This is a genomic window from Enterobacter sp. JJBC, from assembly GCF_036936505.1.
GTDB lineage: Bacteria > Pseudomonadota > Gammaproteobacteria > Enterobacterales > Enterobacteriaceae > Enterobacter > Enterobacter hormaechei_C.
The window spans coordinates 2,563,404-2,584,879 of sequence record NZ_CP136935.1 but is presented as its reverse complement, the minus strand read 5'-3'; the positions used below and the strand labels follow the sequence as shown (position 1 = coordinate 2,584,879).

The 21,476-nt window shown below is 52.6% G+C and carries 19 protein-coding genes; 13 read left to right on the top strand and 6 right to left on the bottom strand.

The window, feature by feature from the left end; all coding sequences use genetic code 11:
* Positions 1-22 precede the first annotated feature (22 nt).
* From tssF to dbpA, 13 genes are all read left to right on the top strand, one after another.
* Complete coding sequence (gene tssF, locus RY075_RS12545) at positions 23-1,792, top strand: type VI secretion system baseplate subunit TssF (protein ID WP_045895803.1); 1,770 nt, start codon at positions 23-25, stop codon at positions 1,790-1,792.
* Complete coding sequence (gene tssG / locus RY075_RS12540; protein ID WP_045895805.1) at positions 1,756-2,838, top strand: type VI secretion system baseplate subunit TssG; 1,083 nt, start codon at positions 1,756-1,758, stop codon at positions 2,836-2,838. Before tssF ends, tssG begins: the two co-directional genes overlap by 37 nt.
* 35 nt (positions 2,839-2,873) lie before the next feature.
* Positions 2,874-3,398, top strand: coding sequence for a type VI secretion system lipoprotein TssJ (tssJ, locus tag RY075_RS12535; RefSeq protein ID WP_045895806.1), 525 nt, complete (start codon positions 2,874-2,876; stop codon positions 3,396-3,398).
* A gap of 4 nt (positions 3,399-3,402) precedes the next feature.
* Positions 3,403-5,865 carry a type VI secretion system Vgr family protein gene (gene vgrG / locus RY075_RS12530; RefSeq protein WP_232967776.1) on the top strand — a complete coding sequence of 821 codons (2,463 nt, stop codon included), beginning with the start codon at positions 3,403-3,405 and terminating at the stop codon, positions 5,863-5,865.
* Positions 5,866-5,869: 4 nt separating this feature from the next.
* On the top strand, positions 5,870-6,853 hold the full coding sequence (locus RY075_RS12525; RefSeq protein ID WP_063444238.1) for a DUF6402 family protein: 984 nt from the start codon (positions 5,870-5,872) through the stop codon (positions 6,851-6,853).
* Positions 6,854-6,929: 76 nt separating this feature from the next.
* Positions 6,930-7,229: a hypothetical protein gene (locus tag RY075_RS12520; protein ID WP_223307880.1), complete on the top strand. Its 300-nt coding sequence runs from the start codon at positions 6,930-6,932 to the stop codon at positions 7,227-7,229.
* Between the two features lie 417 nt (positions 7,230-7,646).
* A complete protein-coding gene (tssE, locus tag RY075_RS12515) occupies positions 7,647-8,102 on the top strand; it encodes a type VI secretion system baseplate subunit TssE (RefSeq protein WP_045895854.1) in 456 nt (151 codons plus the stop codon).
* 23 nt (positions 8,103-8,125) lie between these two features.
* Positions 8,126-9,442, top strand: coding sequence for a VasL domain-containing protein (locus RY075_RS12510; RefSeq protein WP_048244257.1), 1,317 nt, complete (start codon positions 8,126-8,128; stop codon positions 9,440-9,442).
* Positions 9,443-9,470: 28 nt separating this feature from the next.
* Complete coding sequence (locus tag RY075_RS12505) at positions 9,471-9,959, top strand: hypothetical protein (RefSeq protein ID WP_048240679.1); 489 nt, start codon at positions 9,471-9,473, stop codon at positions 9,957-9,959.
* 316 nt (positions 9,960-10,275) lie between these two features.
* Positions 10,276-11,406: a methyl-accepting chemotaxis protein gene (locus RY075_RS12500; protein WP_022651306.1), complete on the top strand. Its 1,131-nt coding sequence runs from the start codon at positions 10,276-10,278 to the stop codon at positions 11,404-11,406.
* Positions 11,407-11,496: 90 nt separating this feature from the next.
* On the top strand, positions 11,497-12,480 hold the full coding sequence (zntB, locus tag RY075_RS12495; RefSeq protein ID WP_032609311.1) for a zinc transporter ZntB: 984 nt from the start codon (positions 11,497-11,499) through the stop codon (positions 12,478-12,480).
* 274 nt (positions 12,481-12,754) lie between these two features.
* On the top strand, positions 12,755-12,907 hold the full coding sequence (locus RY075_RS12490; protein WP_015570430.1) for a hypothetical protein: 153 nt from the start codon (positions 12,755-12,757) through the stop codon (positions 12,905-12,907).
* Positions 12,908-12,964: 57 nt separating this feature from the next.
* On the top strand, positions 12,965-14,338 hold the full coding sequence (gene dbpA, locus RY075_RS12485; RefSeq protein ID WP_048208623.1) for an ATP-dependent RNA helicase DbpA: 1,374 nt from the start codon (positions 12,965-12,967) through the stop codon (positions 14,336-14,338).
* A gap of 43 nt (positions 14,339-14,381) precedes the next feature.
* Here dbpA and ttcA read toward each other — a convergent pair whose 3' ends face one another.
* From ttcA to RY075_RS12455, 6 genes are all read right to left on the bottom strand, one after another.
* Complete coding sequence (ttcA, locus tag RY075_RS12480; RefSeq protein WP_003856923.1) at positions 14,382-15,317, bottom strand: tRNA 2-thiocytidine(32) synthetase TtcA; 936 nt, start codon at positions 15,315-15,317, stop codon at positions 14,382-14,384.
* A 49-nt stretch (positions 15,318-15,366) separates the two neighbouring features.
* A complete protein-coding gene (locus RY075_RS12475) occupies positions 15,367-16,605 on the bottom strand; it encodes a site-specific integrase (RefSeq protein WP_196344575.1) in 1,239 nt (412 codons plus the stop codon).
* Position 16,606: 1 nt separating this feature from the next.
* The gene (gene xisR, locus RY075_RS12470; RefSeq protein ID WP_014884030.1) at positions 16,607-16,819 is read right to left on the bottom strand and encodes an excisionase family protein; all 213 of its coding nucleotides are present in this window, start codon (positions 16,817-16,819) and stop codon (positions 16,607-16,609) included.
* Positions 16,820-16,883: 64 nt separating this feature from the next.
* Positions 16,884-17,126 (bottom strand): DUF4060 family protein, encoded by a 243-nt coding sequence (locus RY075_RS12465; protein ID WP_262780483.1) that lies wholly within the window; start codon positions 17,124-17,126, stop codon positions 16,884-16,886.
* A gap of 38 nt (positions 17,127-17,164) precedes the next feature.
* Positions 17,165-18,250: a RecT family recombinase gene (locus tag RY075_RS12460; RefSeq protein ID WP_086598556.1), complete on the bottom strand. Its 1,086-nt coding sequence runs from the start codon at positions 18,248-18,250 to the stop codon at positions 17,165-17,167.
* Positions 18,251-18,259: 9 nt separating this feature from the next.
* Positions 18,260-21,421, bottom strand: a complete 3,162-nt coding sequence (locus RY075_RS12455; protein WP_338627760.1) for a RecE family exodeoxyribonuclease — start codon at positions 21,419-21,421, stop codon at positions 18,260-18,262.
* Between the last annotated feature and the right edge of the window lie 55 nt (positions 21,422-21,476).

Genomic DNA, 21,476 nt, shown 5'->3' with positions numbered 1-21,476 from the left:
TTAACTATCAGGAATACCGAGCATGGATGATTTAACCCTGCGCTATTTTGAAGCCGAAATGCGCTATCTGCGCGAGGCAGGAAAAGAATTTGCCCGGGCACATCCGGACCGGGCGGCAATGCTCAATCTCGATAAGCCCGGAGCCCGGGACCCGTATGTGGAACGCCTGTTTGAAGGCTTTGCCTTCCTGATGGGCCGTCTGCGAGAAAAGCTGGATGATGATCTGCCGGAACTGACTGAAGGACTGGTGAGTCTGCTGTGGCCGCACTATATGCGGACTATCCCGTCGCTGGCCATCGTTGAGTTTTCGCCTGACTGGCGTGGTCTGCGTCAGGCCGAAATGCTGGTTGAAGGCTTCTCCGTTCTGTCACGTCCTGTCGGGCCGCATAAAACCGCCTGTCAGTACCGGACGACCCGCGATGTGCCGCTACAACCGCTGCACCTTGCAGATGCCCGCCTGCATACTGAAAACGATGGACGCTCTGCTATCCGTCTGCGTTTCGAATGCCCTGAAAAAGTGGACTGGAGTAAAGCCGGGATCGACAAGGTCGCCATATTCCTTAACGCAGAGAGTCCTGTGAGTTCTGCGCTGCATCTGGCAATGACCCGGCGTGTACATGCCATGTATGCGCGTCATGCCGGGACGCATACTGAACGTCATCAGTTTGATGGCTGGTGCAAACCCATGGGCTTCGATGACAATGACGGCCTGTGGAAAAAAGCCGATACGGCCTTCAGTGGTTACCAGCTGCTGCTGGAGTATTTCAGCTTCCGTCCAAAGTTTATGTTTGTGGAGCTGCGCGGTCTCGACACTATCGGGCTCAATGCGGCCAGCACCTGGTTTGAAATCGACATTGTACTCAGTGAAGCCTGGTCATCCGATCTGCCCTTTGAGACGGAAGACTTCCGGCTGCACTGTGCGCCGGTTATCAACCTTTTTACCCTGGAAGCCGACCCGCTGACGCTAAATCCTCTGGAGAACGAATACCTGCTCAGGCCATTGCGTCTTCAGGATGGTCACACCGAGATTTACAGCGTCGATAATATTCACGGCGCGGTCAAGAATGGCAAACATCCTTATGTACCGTTCACCAGCTTCCGACACCGGGGCGGTATGATGCGCCACGATGCCCCTGAACGTTATTACCACACCCGCGTGAAACGCGGTCCCTCTGGCCTGTATGACACCTGGTTAATTCTCGGTGGCCGCTCGTTTGAACTGGAGCAGTTGTCCGAAAAACCGGAGTCACTCTCGATGCGAATAACCGGGACCAACGGTCAGCTTCCGCGTAAGGCACTGGAAAGTACTTTGCTGGACAGGGTGGTCAAATCCGGCAAGGTGCCCGTCAGGGTCCTCAACCTCACAGCACCGACGATGCCGCTGTACCCCCCTGCAAACGACCGCTTTCACTGGCGAGTGATGAGCCACCTCGGCTCAAACTTCCTCAGCATGATGGACAATCCTGAGGTCCTGCGGGGCACGCTGGCGCTGTACGACTGGACCGACGATGAAATGAACCGCCGTCGGCTTGAAGCAATCGTCGCCGTGAAGCACACTCTGATCCGCCGTTTTGAGAAGGGCTTTATGCTGCGGGGAGTGGACATTGAGGTCACGCTGAATATGGACAATTTTGCAGGCGAGGGCGATGTGAATCTCTTCGGCGAGATGCTGCACCGGTTCTTCGCGCTCTATGCCGATATTCACCTCTTTAACCAGCTCACGCTGGTACTGCAACCGACAGGGAAACGACTGAGATGGCGCGAGAATCACAGCCAGCACGTACCGGGCTGACGTTAGCTCTTGATAAAGACATCTGGCGGGTCAATTTCTATCGTTTCTGCCAGTTGCTGGAGCAGGAAAATCCGGACGCGCCAAAACTGGGCACCACCAGCCATCCGGGCAACGACCCGGTACGTTTCAGACCCTGGCCGGGAATGGGTTTCCCGGTCAGCACCCTGAAAGCGGTGGAGACCGACGAAGACCATCCGACATTGCCTCCAACGGTCCGCACGACATTTCTGGGGATGTATGGCGTGGACTCCCCTCTGCCGACGTCTTATCTGGATGACATTGCACAGCGCCGGGAAGGCTATGAGGCGGTCACCTCGTTTCTGGATATCTTCAGCCACCGCATCACCACGCAGTATTACCGGATCTGGCGAAAATACGCGTATCCGGCCACCTTTGAGGCGGGGGGGCGCGATGCCACATCGCAATGTCTGCTGGGTCTGGTGGGACTCGGTATACCGGGCACGGCTGATCAGGTGGCAACACCGGTTTCCCGTTTCCTGGCCTTGCTGGGTACCATGCGATTGCCCACCCGCAATGCTGAAGGCATCCAGGCTCTGGTGAGCCTGCTGGCACCGAATACCCGGGTATTTATCACCGAACCGGATCCGGTAAAGGTCCATATCGATAATCGCAGTGGGTTGGGTACCGGAAACCGCGTTCATCTTTCACAGCGGGCCACGCTGGGTAAAACGGGCAGGGAAGCCTGTAGCAGAGTGCTGGTGACACTGGCCACGGAAGATCCCGGCGAAGCCGAAGGCTGGTTACCCGGTGGCATCCTCCATACCGATTTGCTGGTCCTGATGCGCGTCTATCTTGGTTACCGCAGCAATGCCCGACTGCGCCTCACTGTACCCGTGTGGTTGTTGCCTGAGCCGCGCCTTGGCAAAGGCAGGCGTATTCAGCTCGGGCGTACCGGCCTGCTCGGACTGAAGGACGGCAGACTCAGCGATAACCGGGAAACACTGACCGTCAGTCTGGGCTGCTATGAAGGACTCCGGTGTTCAGTGTTCCCTCCCGCTGAAGACGGGCATTACCGCTTCGACTAAATACGTATTCACATTCTCAATAAAGGAACTTTTGAATGGCAACAGTAACCCGCTGGTGGGCGCTGACGCTTATTGCCTGTGGTCTGCTCACAGGCTGCGGTCTGACACAGACCGTCACGGACGGTACGGTTAGCATCACGAAATCCATCTTCTACAAGAAAATTAAAACGCTGCATTTGGATTTTACCCCGCGCACGGCCATAAATGCCGATGGCGCACAGACGCCGCTGGCGACGATGGTGCGGGTCTACCAGCTTAAAGACCGTAAGAATATTGATGCAGCAGACTACCAGACGCTACTGCGTAAGGCCGATACGGTCCTGAAAGAGGACGAGCTGGCGTCAAAAGAGCTGCTGGTGATGCCCGGGGGCAGCGTGACGCTTAATATGCCCATGGATGAAGACGCTGAGTTCGTGGCGGTGGTGGGGCTGTTTAACCGTCCCGACATGCAGGACAACCGCTGGCGGCTGGTACTGACCCGTGACGACCTCGACCCGGACAAACCCCGTAAGATTGAACTGGGTGATGGCTGGCTCAGCCTCGTTCCGGTAAAGGAGTGATGTAATGGATAACTGGCTGGCGCTTTTTGACGGACAGACGCGTTATTTTCTGGATATTAATGACAGTACCGTGACGGCGGATGTTTTGCGCTTTCGCGGCAGGGAAGCCCTGAGCGAGCCCTTCCGGTGGGACATCGAGTTCACCTCCGGGCAGGCGAATATTCCCCCGGAACAGGTGCTGATGAAATATGCCTCCTTCCGGATGCTGAGCGGTAAAAATGTGCACGGCATAGTGACCCGTCTTGAATGGCTGTCCACATCAAAAGACCAGTCTCACTACCGGCTCACGCTCAGTTCCCGGCTGGCGCTGCTGGGATACACCCGGCAGTGCGCCGTATTTCAGAACCAGTCCGTGCCGGAGGTGGTGGAGCAGGTTCTGCGCAGACACGGGCTGGAGGGGCCTGATTTTGAATTCCGGCTGGAGCGCAGCTACCCGCCGCGTGAAATTATTACCCAGTGGCGGGAGACGGATTTGCAGTTCATTCAGCGCATTCTGTCTGAGGTGGGGATTTACTGGCGTACGGAGATGGATGATGTGTGCGGTCTGGATACGTACATTTTTGCCGACAGCCAGCTTAACTACCGGTTTGACGTGCGCCTGCCGTACCGCGAACCATCGGGTCTGTTTGACGGTGCGGCAGAATCGGTCTGGGATGTGCGGACCTGGCACAGGGTTGTCACCGGCACCGTCGCCACGCGGGATTACAACTACCGGACAGCCACCACGCCGATGGATGCGACGGTCAGCGTACGCAGTGATGCGGTGACGACGGGCGAGCACTACCGCTACGCCGCGCCGTACCGGGAAGCAGGCGACGACAGCGACCCGGAGCCGGAAACCGAATCCGGCGCATTTTATGCCCGGCTTCATCACGAGCGGGAACTCAATAAATCAGTCCGTATCCACCTGTTCAGCAACGCCTCTGTACTGTCACCTGGTCAGGTGCTGGAGCCGCAGGGCGATGTCATTGCTGCCCTGAAAGAGGGGGTCATCCTCACGCTGGTGACCTTCCGGGGCGCCCGTGATTCCCGCCTGCACGTGTCGGTCTGGGGCATGCCCTACACCGAACGGTACTGTTTCCGCCCGAGGGAAGTTTCGCGCCCGGAAATCCACGGTACCCTGCCCGCCCGCATTGAGAGCCGGGAAAAGAACGATATCTACGCCCACCTGGACGACCAGGGCCGCTACCGCGTCAGGCTGGACTTTGACCGGAACGATGCGGAACAGGGATTCGCATACCTGTGGCTGCGGATGGCGAAGCCGTATGCCGGAGAGACGTACGGCTGGCATACGCCGCTCACCGACGGGACCGAAGTGTCGATAGCGTACAGCAACGGCGACATCGACCTGCCGTATATCTCTCACGCCCTGCACGACTCCAGACACCCCGACCCCGTGACCCGCAACAACCACACCCGCAACGTGCTGCGCACTCCGGCGAACAACAAGCTGCGGATGGAGGATAAGCGCGGGGAGGAGCATGTCAAACTCGCCACGGAATACGGCAAAACGCAGCTGAACAGCGGGCATCTGGTGGACGCGCAGGAGCAGCCCCGGGGCAAAGGATTTGAACTCCGGACCGATGAACACGGCGTTATTCGCGTCGCAAAGGGGCTGTTTGTCACTGCGGACGGGCAGCAGAAGGCCGCAGGCGGGGTGCTGGACATGAGCACGGCACTCAGGGAAATCGACGTCTGCCTGCGACAGCTTCAGCAGCTGGAGATGGCGGCAGAGCAGGCGCAGGCGCTGAAGGCGGATATCGACAGCCAGATACAGATGTTTGAGCAGCGCCTGAAGCCGCTGAACGAAACCCTGCTGTTCTCTGCCCCGGAAGGGGTTGCCGTGACCAGCGGGGAGCACATGCAGATGACAGCGGCAAAAAACGTCGCCGTTAACGCCGGAGGGGATATCAGTGCCGGTGTCATGGGCAACATGACGGCGCTGTCGGGGGAAAAGCTCGGGCTGTTTGCCAGAACGGGCCAGCTGAGCCTGAAAGCCAGTGAAGGCCCGGTTGAGATGCAGGCGCAGAACGGGAGAATGCAGCTGTTCGCGGAAAAGAAGCTCACCCTGTCGTCCGCGAGCGACATCACGTTTGCGGGGAAAAAGCGCATCACGCTCATCGGGGGCGGGAGTTATCTGCGGCTGGAGGCGGGGAAAATCGAGTACGGCACGACGGCGACCTACCTGCGCCGGGTTAAAAGGACGATGGTGGCGGGAAGTAATGCTCAGTCTCCAGAACTCCCATTCTTACCTGGGCCAGGAGATGTTTTCCGTAGGAGTTTTATTCTTGTAGATAATAGAACCCAAGAGCCAATATCAAATATTGGATATGAATTGACCTCACCTACAGGCTCGGTCGTTAAAGGGACTACATGCAAGAAGGGCTTCACAAGTTTCGTTAGTCATCCCGATGAGGCTGAAGTGGAATTAAATGTTCTAGAACAAGATTCATTATTTATAGGGTGATTTTGTGGCGAATGTAAAAATTAAATCAAAGTTAACAAATGAAAGTGAAAGTAAACAAACAGTCCCGGTCAAAATCTTCAAAATAACTGACATCCCGGATGTGATGGAGAAAAAAGGTTGGTCAGTGTCAGCACGTTTCATGCGAAAATGGTTCAATGATCCATATTACGAAATGTCACGTGAAGAGAAGCTAAATAAAGTTGATGTGAATACTGTGGACAAAAGTCACATCATTGAAGATTTGGACTTTGACTGGTTACTAACGTCTTCGTTACGAATCAAGCCAATTTACGATGCTTTTGTGGAGCAAGTATCGAATGTCATTGAGTATAATGACTATTTGGGGCGAAAAAAACAAATCTCACAACAGTTGTCTAATGGCCTTTGTTATATCATTAACAGATTGGATGAATTAGGTCTTTTTATTGATAATGAAATAAAGGACTGTTATTTAAATAATGGCAATCTGTCAGCAATAGAGCTTGATAAAACAAGTCAATTTAACTTTATAAAAATTGGTAGTACATTGTGGGAAAAAGCAACAGATACCCTGGATGATGTGTATGGTGCTCTTGGTTCTTTCATAATCAAAATTGCGTTTACAGAACTTAATGTCACGAAAGATACTGATGGTTTTATGAGGTTAGAAATTAAAGAGCTTGGATTGTACGTTAGGGATACCTACGAGTTTATGAATGATGGTGATGATCAACCGTTAGGCTATTGGGGAGAGAATGGTGTCATCAAACCAGGGATTATAAGTGAACTATTGAAAAAAGAATATATTGATGAAGGTGACTGTAGATACTTTAGAGTTACTAACTCATCTTTTGTGAGATACCGGGAAAAATATAAGGGCGAAAATAAAACTGGAGATTTTTTCGTATACTCGACGGTGAAAAAAATCCCTACGAACATTATCATTCATTTGAATAAGGTAGATATGGAGGAATATATTTACTGGAAAGAGGTGAATATAAATGCATAGCTTTATAAAAAAAACGTGCTGCTTCATGTTGATATCAGTTTTCTTCTTTTGCGTTTTGCTAATGGTGATTAAGACCATGGCTTATCAAAACGCAATCAAGAATGATACTATATGGAGTCGAGATAATAAATGCGAACTGACTACTTATATTCCTGACTATCGACCATATGGTGGTATCGGGAGAGTGTTACGGTTGTTTTCCAACCAATCTTTTTTTGTTGTATATGATTCCAATGGGAATAAAATAAAAAGCTCTGCATGGCACTTTTGGCAAGCTCAGTTCTCTGATTCGGTTGCACCAGAATGGCACGGGCAATATGCAATGTATCCAACAAGTGAAGGGTGGGCTGGATGGAAAATTCCAGAGTGTGCTTAACGTTTAAAATGCCAATCCCCTCCGCCCCCTTGGTCAGAATTGACCTGGAAACGCGATTAAGGCAATGAAATAGGATGGGCTATAGCGACTTATTACCATAAGTACGGTAAGGATCATATCAGTATCCGGTCATACTAATCGCTGATACGGATGAATATAAACTCTTAACAAATGGGTGAATACTGAAAGGTTGCTCTGGCGGCCAGTGTAATGACAAAAACAGGTAAGACCAGGACTCACTACACCTGAATCAGTCACTGGGCTTAAAGCCGCAAAGGAAATAAGGGGGGAGTCAGCGAATTACATTAGGGCTGGCAGCGTTATAGCTGCAAATAAGCCAGGAATGATGCTGAACCCTACCCGTCAATGTCTAAACAATGGATGCTTTGCAAACGGAATGTGTTCATATAATGACTGATGCCACAGGGACACAACACGCCATCGCTTTATGAAATGCTGAGCGGTAATTTCTCAGGAGGCCTGAGCCTCAACCAGGTCAGCGAACAGAATCAGGTGATTTTATCGGTACTCGATAATATGCAGCGGGTACTCAACTGCCGCGCCGGTACGCTGGCTCACCTGCCGGACTACGGCCTGCCGGATATGACAAAAATCCTCCAGGGAATGCCCGGGACCGCCCACCAGCTGATCACCACACTGTCGGCTGTGTTGCTGAAATACGAGCCGCGCCTGAGCCGGATTAATGTGGTGATGCAGGAACAGATTCAGCCCGGTGAACTCCGCTACGCCATTGATGCGGAGCTGAAGGGGGTCGGGCTGGTGCGCTACGGCACGGAATTTATGCCCGAGGGCAGGGTATTAATCCGTCATCTGAAACAACAGCAATACCTCGATGCACGAGCCGCCATCTAGTTATTACTCAGGTTAAAACAGTTATGACAATAAATTCTGAACGCCAACTTAAAACCGGCGGGGATCCGCGCACGCTTGCGGATTACGCTGCCTTGCGCGACGAAATGAACAAGCTCACCCATCCGGCACGCCCGGATGTTAACTGGCAACATGCGGAAACGCTCTGTCTGTCACTGTTCGAGCACAACGGTGTGGAGCTACAAACGGCTGCCTGGTATACGCTCGCCCGCACGCATCTTGCCGGACTCTACGGCATGAATGAAGGGCTGGCGCTACTGGCTGCCCTGGTCGTCCGTCAGTGGGGTAGCCTCTGGCCACAGCCTGTTCATGCGCGAGTTGAAATCCTCAGCGCACTGAGCAAACGCCTGCAACAGGTGATGAGAACGCTGACGTTGACGTATGCCGATTTAGGGCAGCTTTATCAGGCTGAGGAGAATCTGAACGCTCTGAGTGACATGTTGCAGCGCCTCGAACTTAAGCATGCTGCTCAGCTTGATGCCCTGCGCTCGATGATGCAGAACGCAGCAGTGCGTCTGGAAAACAGCGAAAATACGGGCGTAAGTCTGCCGGGGAACGCGGTGGGGGCCGCGGAACTCCACCTCACAGAACCGACAGAGCGTTGTAAAAGGGTTTATGTGGTTCAGCCCGAGCCGTTGCTGAATAAAGAGCCTCCTGTATCCGTGAAGCAGTGGAAGCCATTTGCTGCGGGTATGTTGTCCATGCTGGTGGCTGCCAGTGTTGTCGCAGTGGGATGGCAGATGATGCATGCGCCAGATTCGGCGCAAATGCAGCTGGCCGCGTCCCTGGCTCCTATACCTGAAGGACTCTCTACAGCACAGTTGCAGGCGCTGCAACAAACGTCACCGCCACCTGAACCGGGGATCAGTAAGACACAGCAGATGTTAGCGCAGCTTTTACACCTGAAACCAGACTGGGCAGTAAGCTACGGCGACCGTCTGGTGCAGCAGGCGCTGACGCTGTGGCCTGAAGAGGCCAAATCCCTGGCGCAACAGTGGCACACGCAGATTAGCGTTGCCGGGCTTGCAGAGTCAGATCTGAATGGCTGGCATCAGGGGATGACGCAGTTACAGCAGTTGACGAACAGGCTGAACGCGCTGGATGAACAGAAGGGGAAGTACATGACGGTGAGTGAACTAAAATCAGCCGTGTTTGCCATGTCGCAGTCCTTCAGCCATACCGTTCCGCTTGAGGAGCAGCTTCGTCTGCTTTCCATTTTACCTGCCGGGCAACCCCTGTCAGCAGCGCAGCTAAACCAGACCGAACAGCATCTTCAGCAGTTGATTGCCAGCTATGCTCTGCTGAAGCACCAAAAAGAATAATGAGACTGGCGAAAAACACGGAGTTGACATGTCAGCAAGAGAGCGTTTTTTTAAGAAAGTGCAACAGAGTATCGGGGACAAACCGATCTATGTTAATACGGCTGAGGCCGAAGTCAGGGCGTTTTGTGAGCGGATGGAGGATCTTGCGCAGCAAATCATTACATGGTTTGAAGGTTCTGGTATTGAAATATTTTTATCTAAAAAGCATATCACCGATTTAAGTACGGTTGGCTACAGCCTTAGTAGCGGTATATGTCGTTATGCTATTACGACGATCATTTTGCAAAATGGGGATCGCAGCGTCACCATTATGCCAGAACAGGTGATCAGGGGGGCGGAGAAGGGGTGTGTGACGATGAGTATTACTGTCCCCGATAGTCTGTCGGGGGCGAGGATATTCCATTTAAGCATGGCGCCTGAAGCAGGCTGGTATATTCGTCGCGGGCATCAAAGTGCAAAAGAGAATATCCTCATGACTGAGGACTGTTTTTTCCAGGCTATCGACTGTCTGGCCTGAACGTCAGCCACCCTAACGGAAGGGGCGTGCAATAACGTAGTTAATATATATTAACTACGTTAACTTATTAAGCACCACTAAACATCGGCACTCTACAGTATCTCTCCTTAAATATATAATTACCGTTATTGAAGGAGTATCAGTAACCAAACGACAAGCCAGATATTTACCGTAACACATGCTTTTTATCCGCCTTAAGTAAAACTGCACAAATCAAACTGCAAAACAACAAACCAGCGACGAACGTGAGGACAAATTCGTATGGCAATGCTATAACCCTTAATGCCAACCAAAATATAATGCCCCAGGAAAACGTATGCTAAGAAATATTAGTGTCAGAACGTTCATTGTCTATTTCCTTTTATGTGTATTTTTGGTAAGTGATGGAGTTATAGCGCTATTTTCACGGAATTCTTCGCTTTTTATTGCAGTCATAATTGTACAATTCATCGCATTATTTTTACTCTGGGCGTACATGACAAAATATCTTGTGACGCCGATCAATACTGTGAAAAAAAGTATTGAAGAAGTGACGTCAGGCAAACTTGGCGTGTCGATACCTGAATTTGGCAACAACTGTGCGGGACGTCTGATCCCGGGGATTAATAGTCTCTCCAGCAACATTGCAACGCTGGTCCGTGAGATCCGCGCCTCCTCGCAAACCGCGATGACCCTGTCAGATCAACTCTCTTCACGCAGCGCGCAGCTTTCCGTCAAAACAGAACAGCAGTCAGCTTCGCTGGTGCAAACGGCAGCCAGCATGGAAGAGATGGCTGCAAGTACAAAAAATAATGCCGACAATACCCGTTTAGCCAGCGAACAGGCGAATCTCGCGACGTTGCAGGCGCGTAAAGGCGGAGAGTTAATGGGGCAGGTCGCGAACAATATGCAGTCGATTACCGACTGCGCCCAGCAAATGACAGAGATTATCTCGCTGATTGACGGTATCGCTTTTCAGACCAATATTCTGGCGCTTAACGCCGCCGTTGAAGCGGCAAGAGCGGGCGACCATGGTAAAGGGTTTTCTGTGGTCGCGGGCGAAGTGAGAAGCCTTGCGCATCGTAGCGCCGAAGCGGCAAAAAATATTAAGTCATTGATTGAAGTTACCAGCCATAACGTGACACAGGGCGTTAACGTGGTCTCTGAAGCCGAAAAAAATATGCATGATATTGTTACCGGTTCGGGCAATGTGAGCAGACTGATGGATGAAATATCCGCCTCAACATCAGAACAGGAAAAAGGTATTTCACAAATTACGCAGGCATTGTCTGAGCTTGAACGCGTAACGCAGAGCAACGTGTCGATGGTTGAAGAACTCAATGGATCGTCAGATGTGCTGCGCAATCAGGTGATTGAGCTCCAGACACGAACACGTAATTTCCGTCTGGAAAATGAGCTCCAGGCTGACAATGCGTTAAGAAGCCGCGAATGGGCGGTGAATTCCTGAGCGTATTCAGGACGATGCCTCACATAATTATTGCTTAACCCTCGGCGAAAGCTAGACTGACACCGAAAGAGATAAAACGGTGGAGGCGCTGTGGAGAGCATCGAAGGGTCTGAGGTTAACGTACCTGACGCAGTTTTTGCATGGGTGTTTGATGGACGTGGCGGCGCAAGGCCGCTTGAAGATCAGGATCATATCGACAACGAACATCCATGCTGGCTGCACCTCAACTACACGCACCCGGACAGCGCCGAGTGGCTCGCGTCCACGCCGCTATTGCCCAACAACGTTCGGGATGCGCTGGCGGGAGAAAGTCTCAGACCCCGCGTCAGCCGGATGGGTGAGGGGACGTTAATTACGCTGCGTTGTATAAACGGCAGTACGGATGAGCGTCCGGATCAGCTGGTGGCCATGCGTGTTTATATGGATGAACGGCTGATTGTTTCCACCCGCCAGCGAAAAGTGCTGGCGCTGGATGACGTCATTAACGATCTGAAAGAGGGCACGGGACCAACGGATTGCGGCAGCTGGCTGGTGGATGTGTGTGATGCGTTGACCGATCATGCCAGCGAGTTTATAGAAGAACTTCACGATAAAATCATCGATCTGGAAGATAACTTGCTCGATCAGCAAATCCCCCCACGTGGTTTTCTGGCGTTGCTGCGTAAACAGCTCATCGTGATGCGCCGCTATATGACCCCCCAGCGCGACGTTTATGCGCGACTGGCCAGCGAACGCATGAGCTGGATGAACGACGATCAGCGCCGCAGAATGCAGGATATCGCTGACCGGCTCGGACGTGGTCTGGACGAGATTGACTCATGTATTGCCAGAACGGCAGTCATGGCGGATGAGATAGCCCAGGTAATGCAGGAGTCGTTAGCCAGGAGAACGTACACCATGTCGCTGATGGCGATGGTCTTTTTACCGAGTACCTTCCTGACGGGGTTGTTTGGCGTAAACCTAGGAGGGATCCCCGGCGGTGAATATCACTATGGCTTCACGACATTTTGCGTCATGTTAGTGGTTTTGATTGGCGGTGTTGCGTGGTGGTTGCATCGTAGTAAATGGCTGTAAATTTACGCTTTTCTGTGGCAGAGTCGGCTTCAAAACGACATTTTAATTGAGCGAAGTCAATAAACTCCGACCATGTTAGGTGCAATATTACTACCGCAGGTGAATGCAACGTCAAGCGATGGGCGTTGCGCTCCATATTGTCTTACTTCCTTTTTTTGAATTACTGCATAGCACAATTGATTCGTACGACGCCGACTTCATAGTCGGCTTTTTTTTGCCTCCTGTTTATCTGCGTCTACCCTTTAGGGGTCAGCACCCTAATCTGGAGGAAAAGATGAGTATGCTACTTGCCCTGCAACGCCTGAACACCTGGCAGTCCGATCCGGTGCCCACCGATCCGACGCCGATACCTGACCCTGTCCCACGTCCGCAGCCGATGCCGGATCCACCACCGGATGAAGAGCCGATTAAATTGTCGCATCGTTAGCGCAGATCTGCGAGGATACGCGCCATCTGACTGCAATCATTACCACGAGAGTATATTGTGACCGCTTTTTCCACGCTGAACGTTCTGCCTGAAGCCCAACTGGCTAACCTGAATGAGTTGGGCTACCTCACTATGACCCCTGTCCAGGCCGCCGCGCTGCCGGCTATCCTTGAAGGCCGTGACGTGCGCGTGCAGGCGAAAACCGGCAGTGGAAAAACGGCTGCATTCGGGCTAGGCCTGTTACAACACATTGATGCAACCCTGTTTCAGACTCAGTCCCTGATACTCTGCCCGACGCGCGAGCTGGCCGACCAGGTCGCGGGTGAGCTGCGTCGTCTGGCGCGTTTTTTGCCTAACACTAAAATTTTAACGCTCTGCGGCGGGCAACCGTTTGGTGCGCAGCGCGATTCCCTTCAGCACGCGCCGCATATCATTGTGGCAACGCCGGGCCGTCTGCTCGATCACCTGCAAAAAGGCACCGTTTCACTCGATGCACTGCAAACGCTGGTGATGGATGAAGCTGACCGCATGCTGGATATGGGCTTCAGCGATGCGATTGACGAAGTGATCCGCTTTGCGCCAGCCACGCGTCAGACGCTGCTCTTTTCTGCCACCTGGCCTGAGGCGATTGCGGCGATCAGCGGGCGCGTGCAGAAGAACCCGCTGACCATTGAAATCGATACTGTCGATGCGTTGCCGGCGATTGAGCAGCAGTTCTTCGAGACATCGCAGCAGGGCAAAATTCCACTGCTACAAAAATTGCTGAGCCAACACCAGCCAGCGTCCTGCGTGGTGTTCTGTAATACCAAAAAAGACTGTCAGGCGGTGTGCGATGCCCTGAATGATGCCGGGCAGAGCGCATTATCGCTGCATGGTGATCTGGAACAGCGCGATCGCGATCAGACGCTGGTGCGTTTCGCTAACGGCAGCGCTCGCGTGCTGGTTGCAACGGATGTGGCGGCCCGTGGCCTGGATATTAAATCGCTTGAGCTGGTGGTGAATTTCGAACTGGCATGGGATCCGGAAGTGCATGTCCACCGCATCGGGCGTACTGCGCGTGCGGGTAACAGTGGTCTCGCCATCAGCTTCTGCGCACCTGAAGAGGCGCAGCGCGCTAATATTCTTGCGGAAATGCTGCAACTGAAACTCAACTGGGTGAATGCCCCAGGTAATATCAGCATCGCTCCGCTGGCGGCGGAAATGACCACCCTGTGCATCGACGGCGGTAAAAAGGCCAAAATGCGTCCCGGTGACGTTCTGGGGGCGTTAACAGGGGATATCGGTCTCGACGGGGCAGATATTGGCAAGATCACGGTCCATCCTGCGCATGTCTACGTAGCGGTTCGCCAGTCGGTTGCGCATAAGGCCTGGAAACAATTGCAGGGCGGGAAGATTAAAGGGAAGACCTGCCGCGTTCGACTGCTGAAGTAAGCTTAAAACGCGTCTCAGAAACGATATCTGAGACGCTGCCAGGTTACTTGACTTCTACCACGTTCAGGCGCAGTTCATCGAACTGCGCATCCTCTTCCTCTGGCTGCCAGCCAGCAGGCTGCATCGGGATCTCTTCGCGATCAAACGCCAGATCCCCGCCATTCACCACCTCTGAACCGTGGTTAATCCCTTTGAAATCGAACAGCTCAACGTCGGCGAGGTGCGAAGGCACCACGTTCTGCATGGCGCTGAACATGGTTTCGATGCGGCCCGGATAGCGTTTATCCCAGTCACGCAGCATGTCGCCAATGACCTGACGTTGCAGGTTCGGCTGTGAGCCGCACAGATTGCACGGAATGATAGGGAAAGCTTTTGCCTGAGAGAAACGCTCAATGTCTTTCTCGCGGCAGTAGGCGAGTGGGCGGATCACGATGTGTTTGCCGTCGTCGCTCATCAGCTTCGGTGGCATTCCCTTCATTTTGCCGCCGTAGAACATATTCAGAAACAGCGTTTGCAAAATGTCGTCCCGGTGATGACCAAGCGCAATCTTGGTGGCGCCCAGTTCGGTTGCGGTGCGGTACAGAATGCCGCGACGCAAACGTGAGCAGAGCGAGCAGGTCGTTTTGCCCTCTGGGATCTTCTCTTTAACAATGCCGTAGGTATTCTCTTCTACGATTTTGTACTCAACGCCCAGGTTATCAAGGTACTCCGGCAGGATATGCTCCGGGAAGCCAGGTTGTTTCTGATCGAGGTTAACCGCGACCAGGGAAAAGTTCACCGGTGCGCTTTGCTGTAGATTACGCAGGATCTCCAGCATGGTGTAGCTGTCTTTACCGCCCGACAGGCAGACCATGATGCGATCGCCTTCTTCAATCATGTTGAAGTCTGCAATGGCTTCGCCCACGTTACGGCGCAGTCGCTTTTGCAGTTTATTCAGGTTGTATTGTTCTTTCTTTGTATTTGATTGATTTTCTTGCATTTATTACTACCTTCGGAGCCAGTAGGGGCATAATAGGGGCAAAAATTTTTCAGCGTGCGAGCTTATCATTAAGCATCAGCACCTGTTCGCCATTCATTTCTTCAATCCACGCACCGTAGACTTCATAAACCATTTGCGCGTTTTCATGCCCCATCTGGCTGGCTATGAAAGACGGGTTAGCGCCGGCAGATAACAGCCAGCAAGCAAAAGTATGCCGCGTATGGTACGGATTCCGGCGGCGAATACCAGCACGTTTTACAGCTGCGTTGAATCTCGCACCTATGCTCGATAAAGAGTAGTAGGCTTTCTGTTCTCCCTTGCGCATTCGGGGTATGAAAACGAATCGCAGACTTTGATGTTCCACTGCGCCATACTCGCGATGATTAAAGACAATTTCGGTTTTAGGCTGCAGCGCCGTCAGCTTGCGCTGTGCTTTCAAGGCTTCAAGTGCCGGCTCTAAAAGGGTGATAACCCGGTTACCTGCTTCGGTTTTTGGTGGGCCGAACATTCCCAAGGCATTAAGATTGCGCTGAATATGAGCCGTACCTTTTTCCCAGTCAATATCTTCCCAGGCAAGGGCTGCGAGCTCTCCATGACGGACACCTGTATAAACTGCGAACGTCCACATATTGAGGCTTTGGCCACGCTCGGATTCCGCAAGCAAACTAAACTCCTGCTTCGTTAAAGGATCCGGTTTTACTTTCCCTTTGTGTAATTTCTTGATCCCTTCGAAGGGCTTACCACTGATAAAGCCTGATTTGTGTGCAAACCGAAGAAGGGAGCACAGTAGCGATATATAGTTGTTCACGGTACGCACAGTGCGTCCCTGTTTGTTGCTTCTGGGATTTGCCAGGTAAAGTGTCTCACCGTTCAACAGCTCCTTTCTGTATTTCAGAATGTCGCTGTGGCGTATAGTTGAAACAGGCGTATCTCCGTTAATGATGTGCATTAACGTACCGAGTTGTGAGCGCGTCTTACGCATGGTATTCGCGCTAATTTCGGTTTCTTTAATGCTCGTCCACAGTTCACACAGCTCTGAAAAGGTTTGAACTGAAACAGTGGTTACTGTTTTTTTTGCTCTGGACGATGAAGGAAAGCGCTGGTGGTAATCAAACTCTCCAAGGTTGATCTCACTAACGATCACAGCCCGAAGATTCCCGGCTTTTTTGATGTTCGCCGGGGTGTTAATCCAACCTTTGAGAATTTCGCGGCAACGCTTTCCCCGGTACATAAACCAGATACATATCTTATTGTTTCTGATTTCGACACCTGTAGGCAAAGCTGCCATCTTACGCATCCCTTATTAACTGATTAATTCTCGGATAGTTGTACCAGGTTGTGCCACGCAAGGTTTTTTCTCCGGAAGGAGAAACTCGTTTAAAATGGACACCTTCCACCCAACAGCCTTGGCGATACTTCTCAATCTGTCGTTCGGTCAGACCTGTTTTTTCTGTGAGCCTTGCGCCAACAACCCATTCTTCGTTAAAAATTACCTGCGACATGGTTCACCTCAGGTAACCGGCATGAGTATAGATATGCCGGTCTGTAGTCGTTGATATTTCAGTTTCAGTTTGCCTGGCCGGGCAGGGAACGGAGTCGGCGCATGCCGGTCATTGCTGTGGCCACGTAGCTTGCCTTGCAGTTGATCACTTCAACCCAGACCTTCACGCCTTCCACTCTCACCGTATAAGTCTCTTTCATCTTGCTGCGCCCATAGTCACCGTATCTTTGCTGGTGGGCTGCGAGTGCGATTTCACATGCCTGGCGAGCCAAAGGGGATTGCTTACTGCCTCGATTAATCAGCCGCATTTCTTCTCCTTAAGGGAGGGGTTCCCCTCCCGATCTCGTTAGTCCACGTATTCCGGTTTCATATCCGCCAGGGTGATGCTGAACTGACCATGCAATTCGTCGCCAAGATGGCGTTTAGACGATGCAAGAACGCGCTCTACCTCTGCGAACCGCGCAGCTGCATCGGGTTCATCTGATGGCGGCAAGGAATTGATGGCTGCTTCGACTTTGTTCCGTGCATCAACCAGGTAATAACGTTTCACGGCCTTGTTTTTCAGCTCAGTGAACAGGGCAGAACCCAGCGTTGCTTTCACGGTTTCAATATCTGCGCGCAGAGCTTTAGCGCTATCCACATCCTGAGCCGCCTCGATGCGGTCACGAAAATCATCAGCAAGTGCATCGATGTTTTGAGCTGATTCCTGAGCCGTTTGAGTGGTAGTGACGTTGTCACCTGAAATGTCTGCAAGGCTAACGTGCTGCGCCGTTGCAGGGTTTACCTCTCGTTCTACTCGTCGATCATCGAGCTCATCAGGGGTGTAAACGCCCAGAATCACATCCGGGCAGAACAGTCTCGCCCAGCGTTTGACGGCTAGGTATGCCAGCTGCTGGCGGGGGTCGTCAGCCCAAAGGGTAGAGTTTCGGGTTCGGGCCTGAGCCAGCAGCAAATCGAGTTCCCTTGGCTGATCTTCACCTTTCAGGGTTGCGCGGATAATAATGCCGATCCCGGCTTCGTCAGCCAGGGCCCAGCCCGGGACGCGGTACTCGCCTTTGTCGCCTTTACGGATATGGAATTTCCCAACAACCTTTTCCCATGGTCCGTACCATTCATATTCAAAGCGGCTGGCCAGCACGCCGCTGCGTGAAATTACGGCATTAACCAGCTGCGCTTCATACCCGAGCACACCGTTAATCAGGTGCGTCTTCTGCGCCACGGCAAAGGGATTCATCTGCCACTGTGCCGCTTGCATCGCTACAGCCATGCAGTCGGCCTGGTTGCCCTGCAGGTGTTTAGGAACGGTAGCAGTGCCCTGCGCCATGATCTGCGCGAACGTGCTGATGGCGTTCAGATACTGGGAATCAAACAAAGCCACGTTCGAGTTAATAACGGTGTTCTGGTCAGTAACGGTAACGTTAGTGTTATGCATAAATCCCCCTTAAGCCTGAGCGCGCAGCGCTTCGAGGCGGCGCAGGTCGAAGTCGTTCAGTTCATCGGTGTAATCGGTAGTGATCGGCGCTGGCCATTCGCCCGTGTCGAATCCGGTTGCGATGGCGCGCATCGTTTTGCGGTACTCGAGCATGCCCAGTTCCAGCAGTTCGGTGGACGCCTCAATGATGGCGATCCAGTGGTAGTTCTCGTCTTTGTTGACGAAAATCCAGAAGAACTGGTCCAGCGCCGCGGTCTCGCAATACATAGCCGCACTGAGGTGGTAGTCCCGGTCAATGATTTCCCGATGCAGCCTGGCGCGCAGGCTTTCTTGCTTCACATTCCACATGCTGATGGTTTTCAGGTCAGCACCGATGCGCACGCAGTCCAGTTCAATCTCGAGATCGGGGCGTACACGCACTTCTAATCCGGTTTCGTCGTCAAAACCGAAGTAGCTCACTTCAACGGCGCGGCTTGGATGTGTCAGCAGCATGCCGGCGGTCGGGTGCCCCAGGAGTGCAGACTGAATTGCCCGCGCTGTGGCCAACTGCTGGCGGGTAACCAGAATCTTTTCGCCAGGGTTGTTGCGCCAGGCATCCAACAGTTCGTCGGCGAAGATGGCATCGGGCTTAACTGATTTAACTGCCTGGATCATGTCTGCTTTGGTACCGGACACTTTCAGCGGTGTCGGTTTCTGCGCTTCCTGTGCGACCAGATCAGGATTGATGATCGCTAATTGCTCGAGTAGCGCATCACGGCTGCAGCTGGTTTTAACCGGCGTCTGCAGAGTGGCGTTGTATTCTTTGATGCACGCTTTCATTGCCGTTGCCGATTGCTTCTGGCCTTCTTCAATACGCTGGTACTCAGCAGGGAGAGCCATATAGCTTTGAGCCGTTTCTTCCAGGCTCGCGCCAAGCGGCACTGGAGAGGGAAGGGCTGTGTTGTGTTCTTCAAGCAACGCTTTAATCTCGTCAGCGCTCAGCAGTGCCGGCAGGCTGGCGTTGTACGCGTCGATGAACTCACGCAGAGTTGCGGTGGTCGTAAACGCACCTTCAGGGATCTCCGGTTCTACGCTGAACTCTACTTCGAGGTTTTCCGGCTGCAGTGCAAGGGCGTGCACCAGATTTCCCATATCCAGCACTTTGGATGCTGTGCGCGGGATAGTTTTAGCCACATTGCGTGCGTTGAAATACATCAGGCTGACACGGGCATCTTTCACCTGGGTTGAGCTGATGCCGTTCGCTGCATGATAAACGTCATTGGGTAGGCCTTCGTATCGGCCAGGTTCGAAGTATGCAGGGAACTCCACTTCTGGGTTCGATTCCTGAACGTCAATTGTTGTTTCCTGCAACTGGTCTGCTTCTACGGAATCTGTCTGCGAATTAGCTGCATCAGTGCCTTCGCCCGGTGGTACCGAACCAACATCTTCGTCTTTCTCTGGCTTAGCCGTTTCCATCTGCACATCGCTGGTGGTCTCCGCTGTGTTTTCCGTTTTTTCGACTTCATTTGAGGTGGTATTGATGACTGGATCGGTATTTCCACCCATCAGGCCTTCGATGGAGAACATGCCGCTGCCGAGATTTGCAACCTTCGGTTGTTCAACTTGGGCTTCGGTCTCAACAGCAGGAGCTGGTAACGGCAGTAACTCCACAGCAGAGTTAAACTCAGCCGTCATGGTTTTATTCACAAACTCAAGATGAGCCGCTGGCGTGTGGTGGATGTTCTCTGGTGCGATACGGATCAGATTGAAGATTGCCGCACGGTTCACCGCCAGTACGCCGGGCTGATTACGCAGGATGGCGCTCCATGATTTCCATGGTTCTTCTTTCTTAGCCACGATTTCTTTGGCACGTCGTAACACGATCGAAGGAATTTCGAAGTGGTGGAAGTCCATAGGCAGTAGGGCACATGCGATTTCAAGATCGAGAGTGTCCAGAGTGTGGTGCGCGCCTTCGCCGCGAACCGTTACATAGCCACCGTCGGCATTGGTACCAGAATCGGTGCGATGAACATTACTAATGCGGTTAATGGCTGCCCATTCGCGAACGAGAATGCCGCGGTTAATATAATCAGTCGCCGCCCAGATTCGGGTAAAACGGAGAACCAAAGCGAGTTCGTGGCGCTTCTCCTGGCTGAACACCTTGCGAATGGCGTCGGTATAGCGCCACAGGTCTTTGGTATCGTAACCCTTCACCTCTTCGCAGTTTTCTGCCGCCAGCAGCAGGTTCTGGACATAACTGTTGTCAGTGTCCATCTCCAGCGCGCTGATACCTTCGTATTCTTCGCGGGTTAAGTGGTGGCGCAGTTCGTCGGCGGTGAACTGGGCGAGTAGCTGCTTGCGCAAGGGCATACGAACGACTGGATAACGTGTGGTTTCGTCATCATTCTCGTCAATCTGGATACCGTTATCAGGTTTGAGATCATGACCAGTTGTAACGTCGGCGTCGCTGGTGCTTTCTGATTTGAGAAGAGCAAGCTTTCCGCTTCTCCACTCTTCAACTAACTGATTGCGATCGCCGGCATCTGCTCTCGCCCAGTCAGCCATGAATGTAGCGATAAATTCAGCTTCGTGCGTTTCATCCGGCGCGAAGACCTGCTTTATCGCCTGAACCAGTTTCCACTCAGCGTTCAGGCTGAGTTCGGCAACTTCTGGAATGCCGTTTTTCGCCAGCAGTAGGTTCTGGAGATAGGTGTTGCCTTCATCAAGTGACATTTCGCTGGCAGCCAGCTGCTGCTCTTTAGTGATATGTGACTGGTATTTGTCGCTGGTCAGGTGGACGGCAAAACGGACCGCTGGAGTGCGGTTTTCAAGCGGGACATTGTCAACGGTAGTTTCGACTTTAACGGTCGTTTCCGGTGCGGCAGTGTTGTCCACGGCTCCAGTAGATTCAGCTCCAGCCTTTGGCAGCCAGGTGCGTCCATCATCCTGGAGTTCGTAGCGTTTGCACCAGGTGTAATCCACGGTGTTTTCTTCCGGGAGGTCGTTGTAGACCGGGAAATCGGTGCGAACAGGTTTGGCGTAATCCTTGCCGCGACCGGTTTCAATACCGGCATCTTCCAGCTCAACATCGAGCTGCAGGTTGGCACGGGCTTCTGATTTCGCAGTGAACCAAATCACTGCATCATCTTTGCCTGATTTCTGCGTAGCCTTAACTACATAGAAAAATTCCATGTGAGATCCTCTTTTTTGGATGTAAGATCCCCGGGCCAGAGATAGCGCCCATTGG

Coding starts and splice junctions, on each gene's coding strand:
- RY075_RS12455 (WP_338627760.1), bottom strand. CDS start 21,421: ATGGAATTTTTCTATGTAGTTAAGGCTACGCAGAAATCAGGCAAAGAT.
- RY075_RS12475 (WP_196344575.1), bottom strand. CDS start 16,605: ATGGCAGCTTTGCCTACAGGTGTCGAAATCAGAAACAATAAGATATGT.
- vgrG (WP_232967776.1), top strand. CDS start 3,403: ATGGATAACTGGCTGGCGCTTTTTGACGGACAGACGCGTTATTTTCTG.
- RY075_RS12505 (WP_048240679.1), top strand. CDS start 9,471: ATGTCAGCAAGAGAGCGTTTTTTTAAGAAAGTGCAACAGAGTATCGGG.
- xisR (WP_014884030.1), bottom strand. CDS start 16,819: ATGTCGCAGGTAATTTTTAACGAAGAATGGGTTGTTGGCGCAAGGCTC.
- tssJ (WP_045895806.1), top strand. CDS start 2,874: ATGGCAACAGTAACCCGCTGGTGGGCGCTGACGCTTATTGCCTGTGGT.
- ttcA (WP_003856923.1), bottom strand. CDS start 15,317: ATGCAAGAAAATCAATCAAATACAAAGAAAGAACAATACAACCTGAAT.
- RY075_RS12460 (WP_086598556.1), bottom strand. CDS start 18,250: ATGCATAACACTAACGTTACCGTTACTGACCAGAACACCGTTATTAAC.
- tssF (WP_045895803.1), top strand. CDS start 23: ATGGATGATTTAACCCTGCGCTATTTTGAAGCCGAAATGCGCTATCTG.
- tssE (WP_045895854.1), top strand. CDS start 7,647: ATGCCACAGGGACACAACACGCCATCGCTTTATGAAATGCTGAGCGGT.
- tssG (WP_045895805.1), top strand. CDS start 1,756: ATGGCGCGAGAATCACAGCCAGCACGTACCGGGCTGACGTTAGCTCTT.
- RY075_RS12465 (WP_262780483.1), bottom strand. CDS start 17,126: ATGCGGCTGATTAATCGAGGCAGTAAGCAATCCCCTTTGGCTCGCCAG.
- RY075_RS12500 (WP_022651306.1), top strand. CDS start 10,276: ATGCTAAGAAATATTAGTGTCAGAACGTTCATTGTCTATTTCCTTTTA.
- RY075_RS12490 (WP_015570430.1), top strand. CDS start 12,755: ATGAGTATGCTACTTGCCCTGCAACGCCTGAACACCTGGCAGTCCGAT.
- RY075_RS12520 (WP_223307880.1), top strand. CDS start 6,930: ATGGCTTATCAAAACGCAATCAAGAATGATACTATATGGAGTCGAGAT.
- RY075_RS12510 (WP_048244257.1), top strand. CDS start 8,126: ATGACAATAAATTCTGAACGCCAACTTAAAACCGGCGGGGATCCGCGC.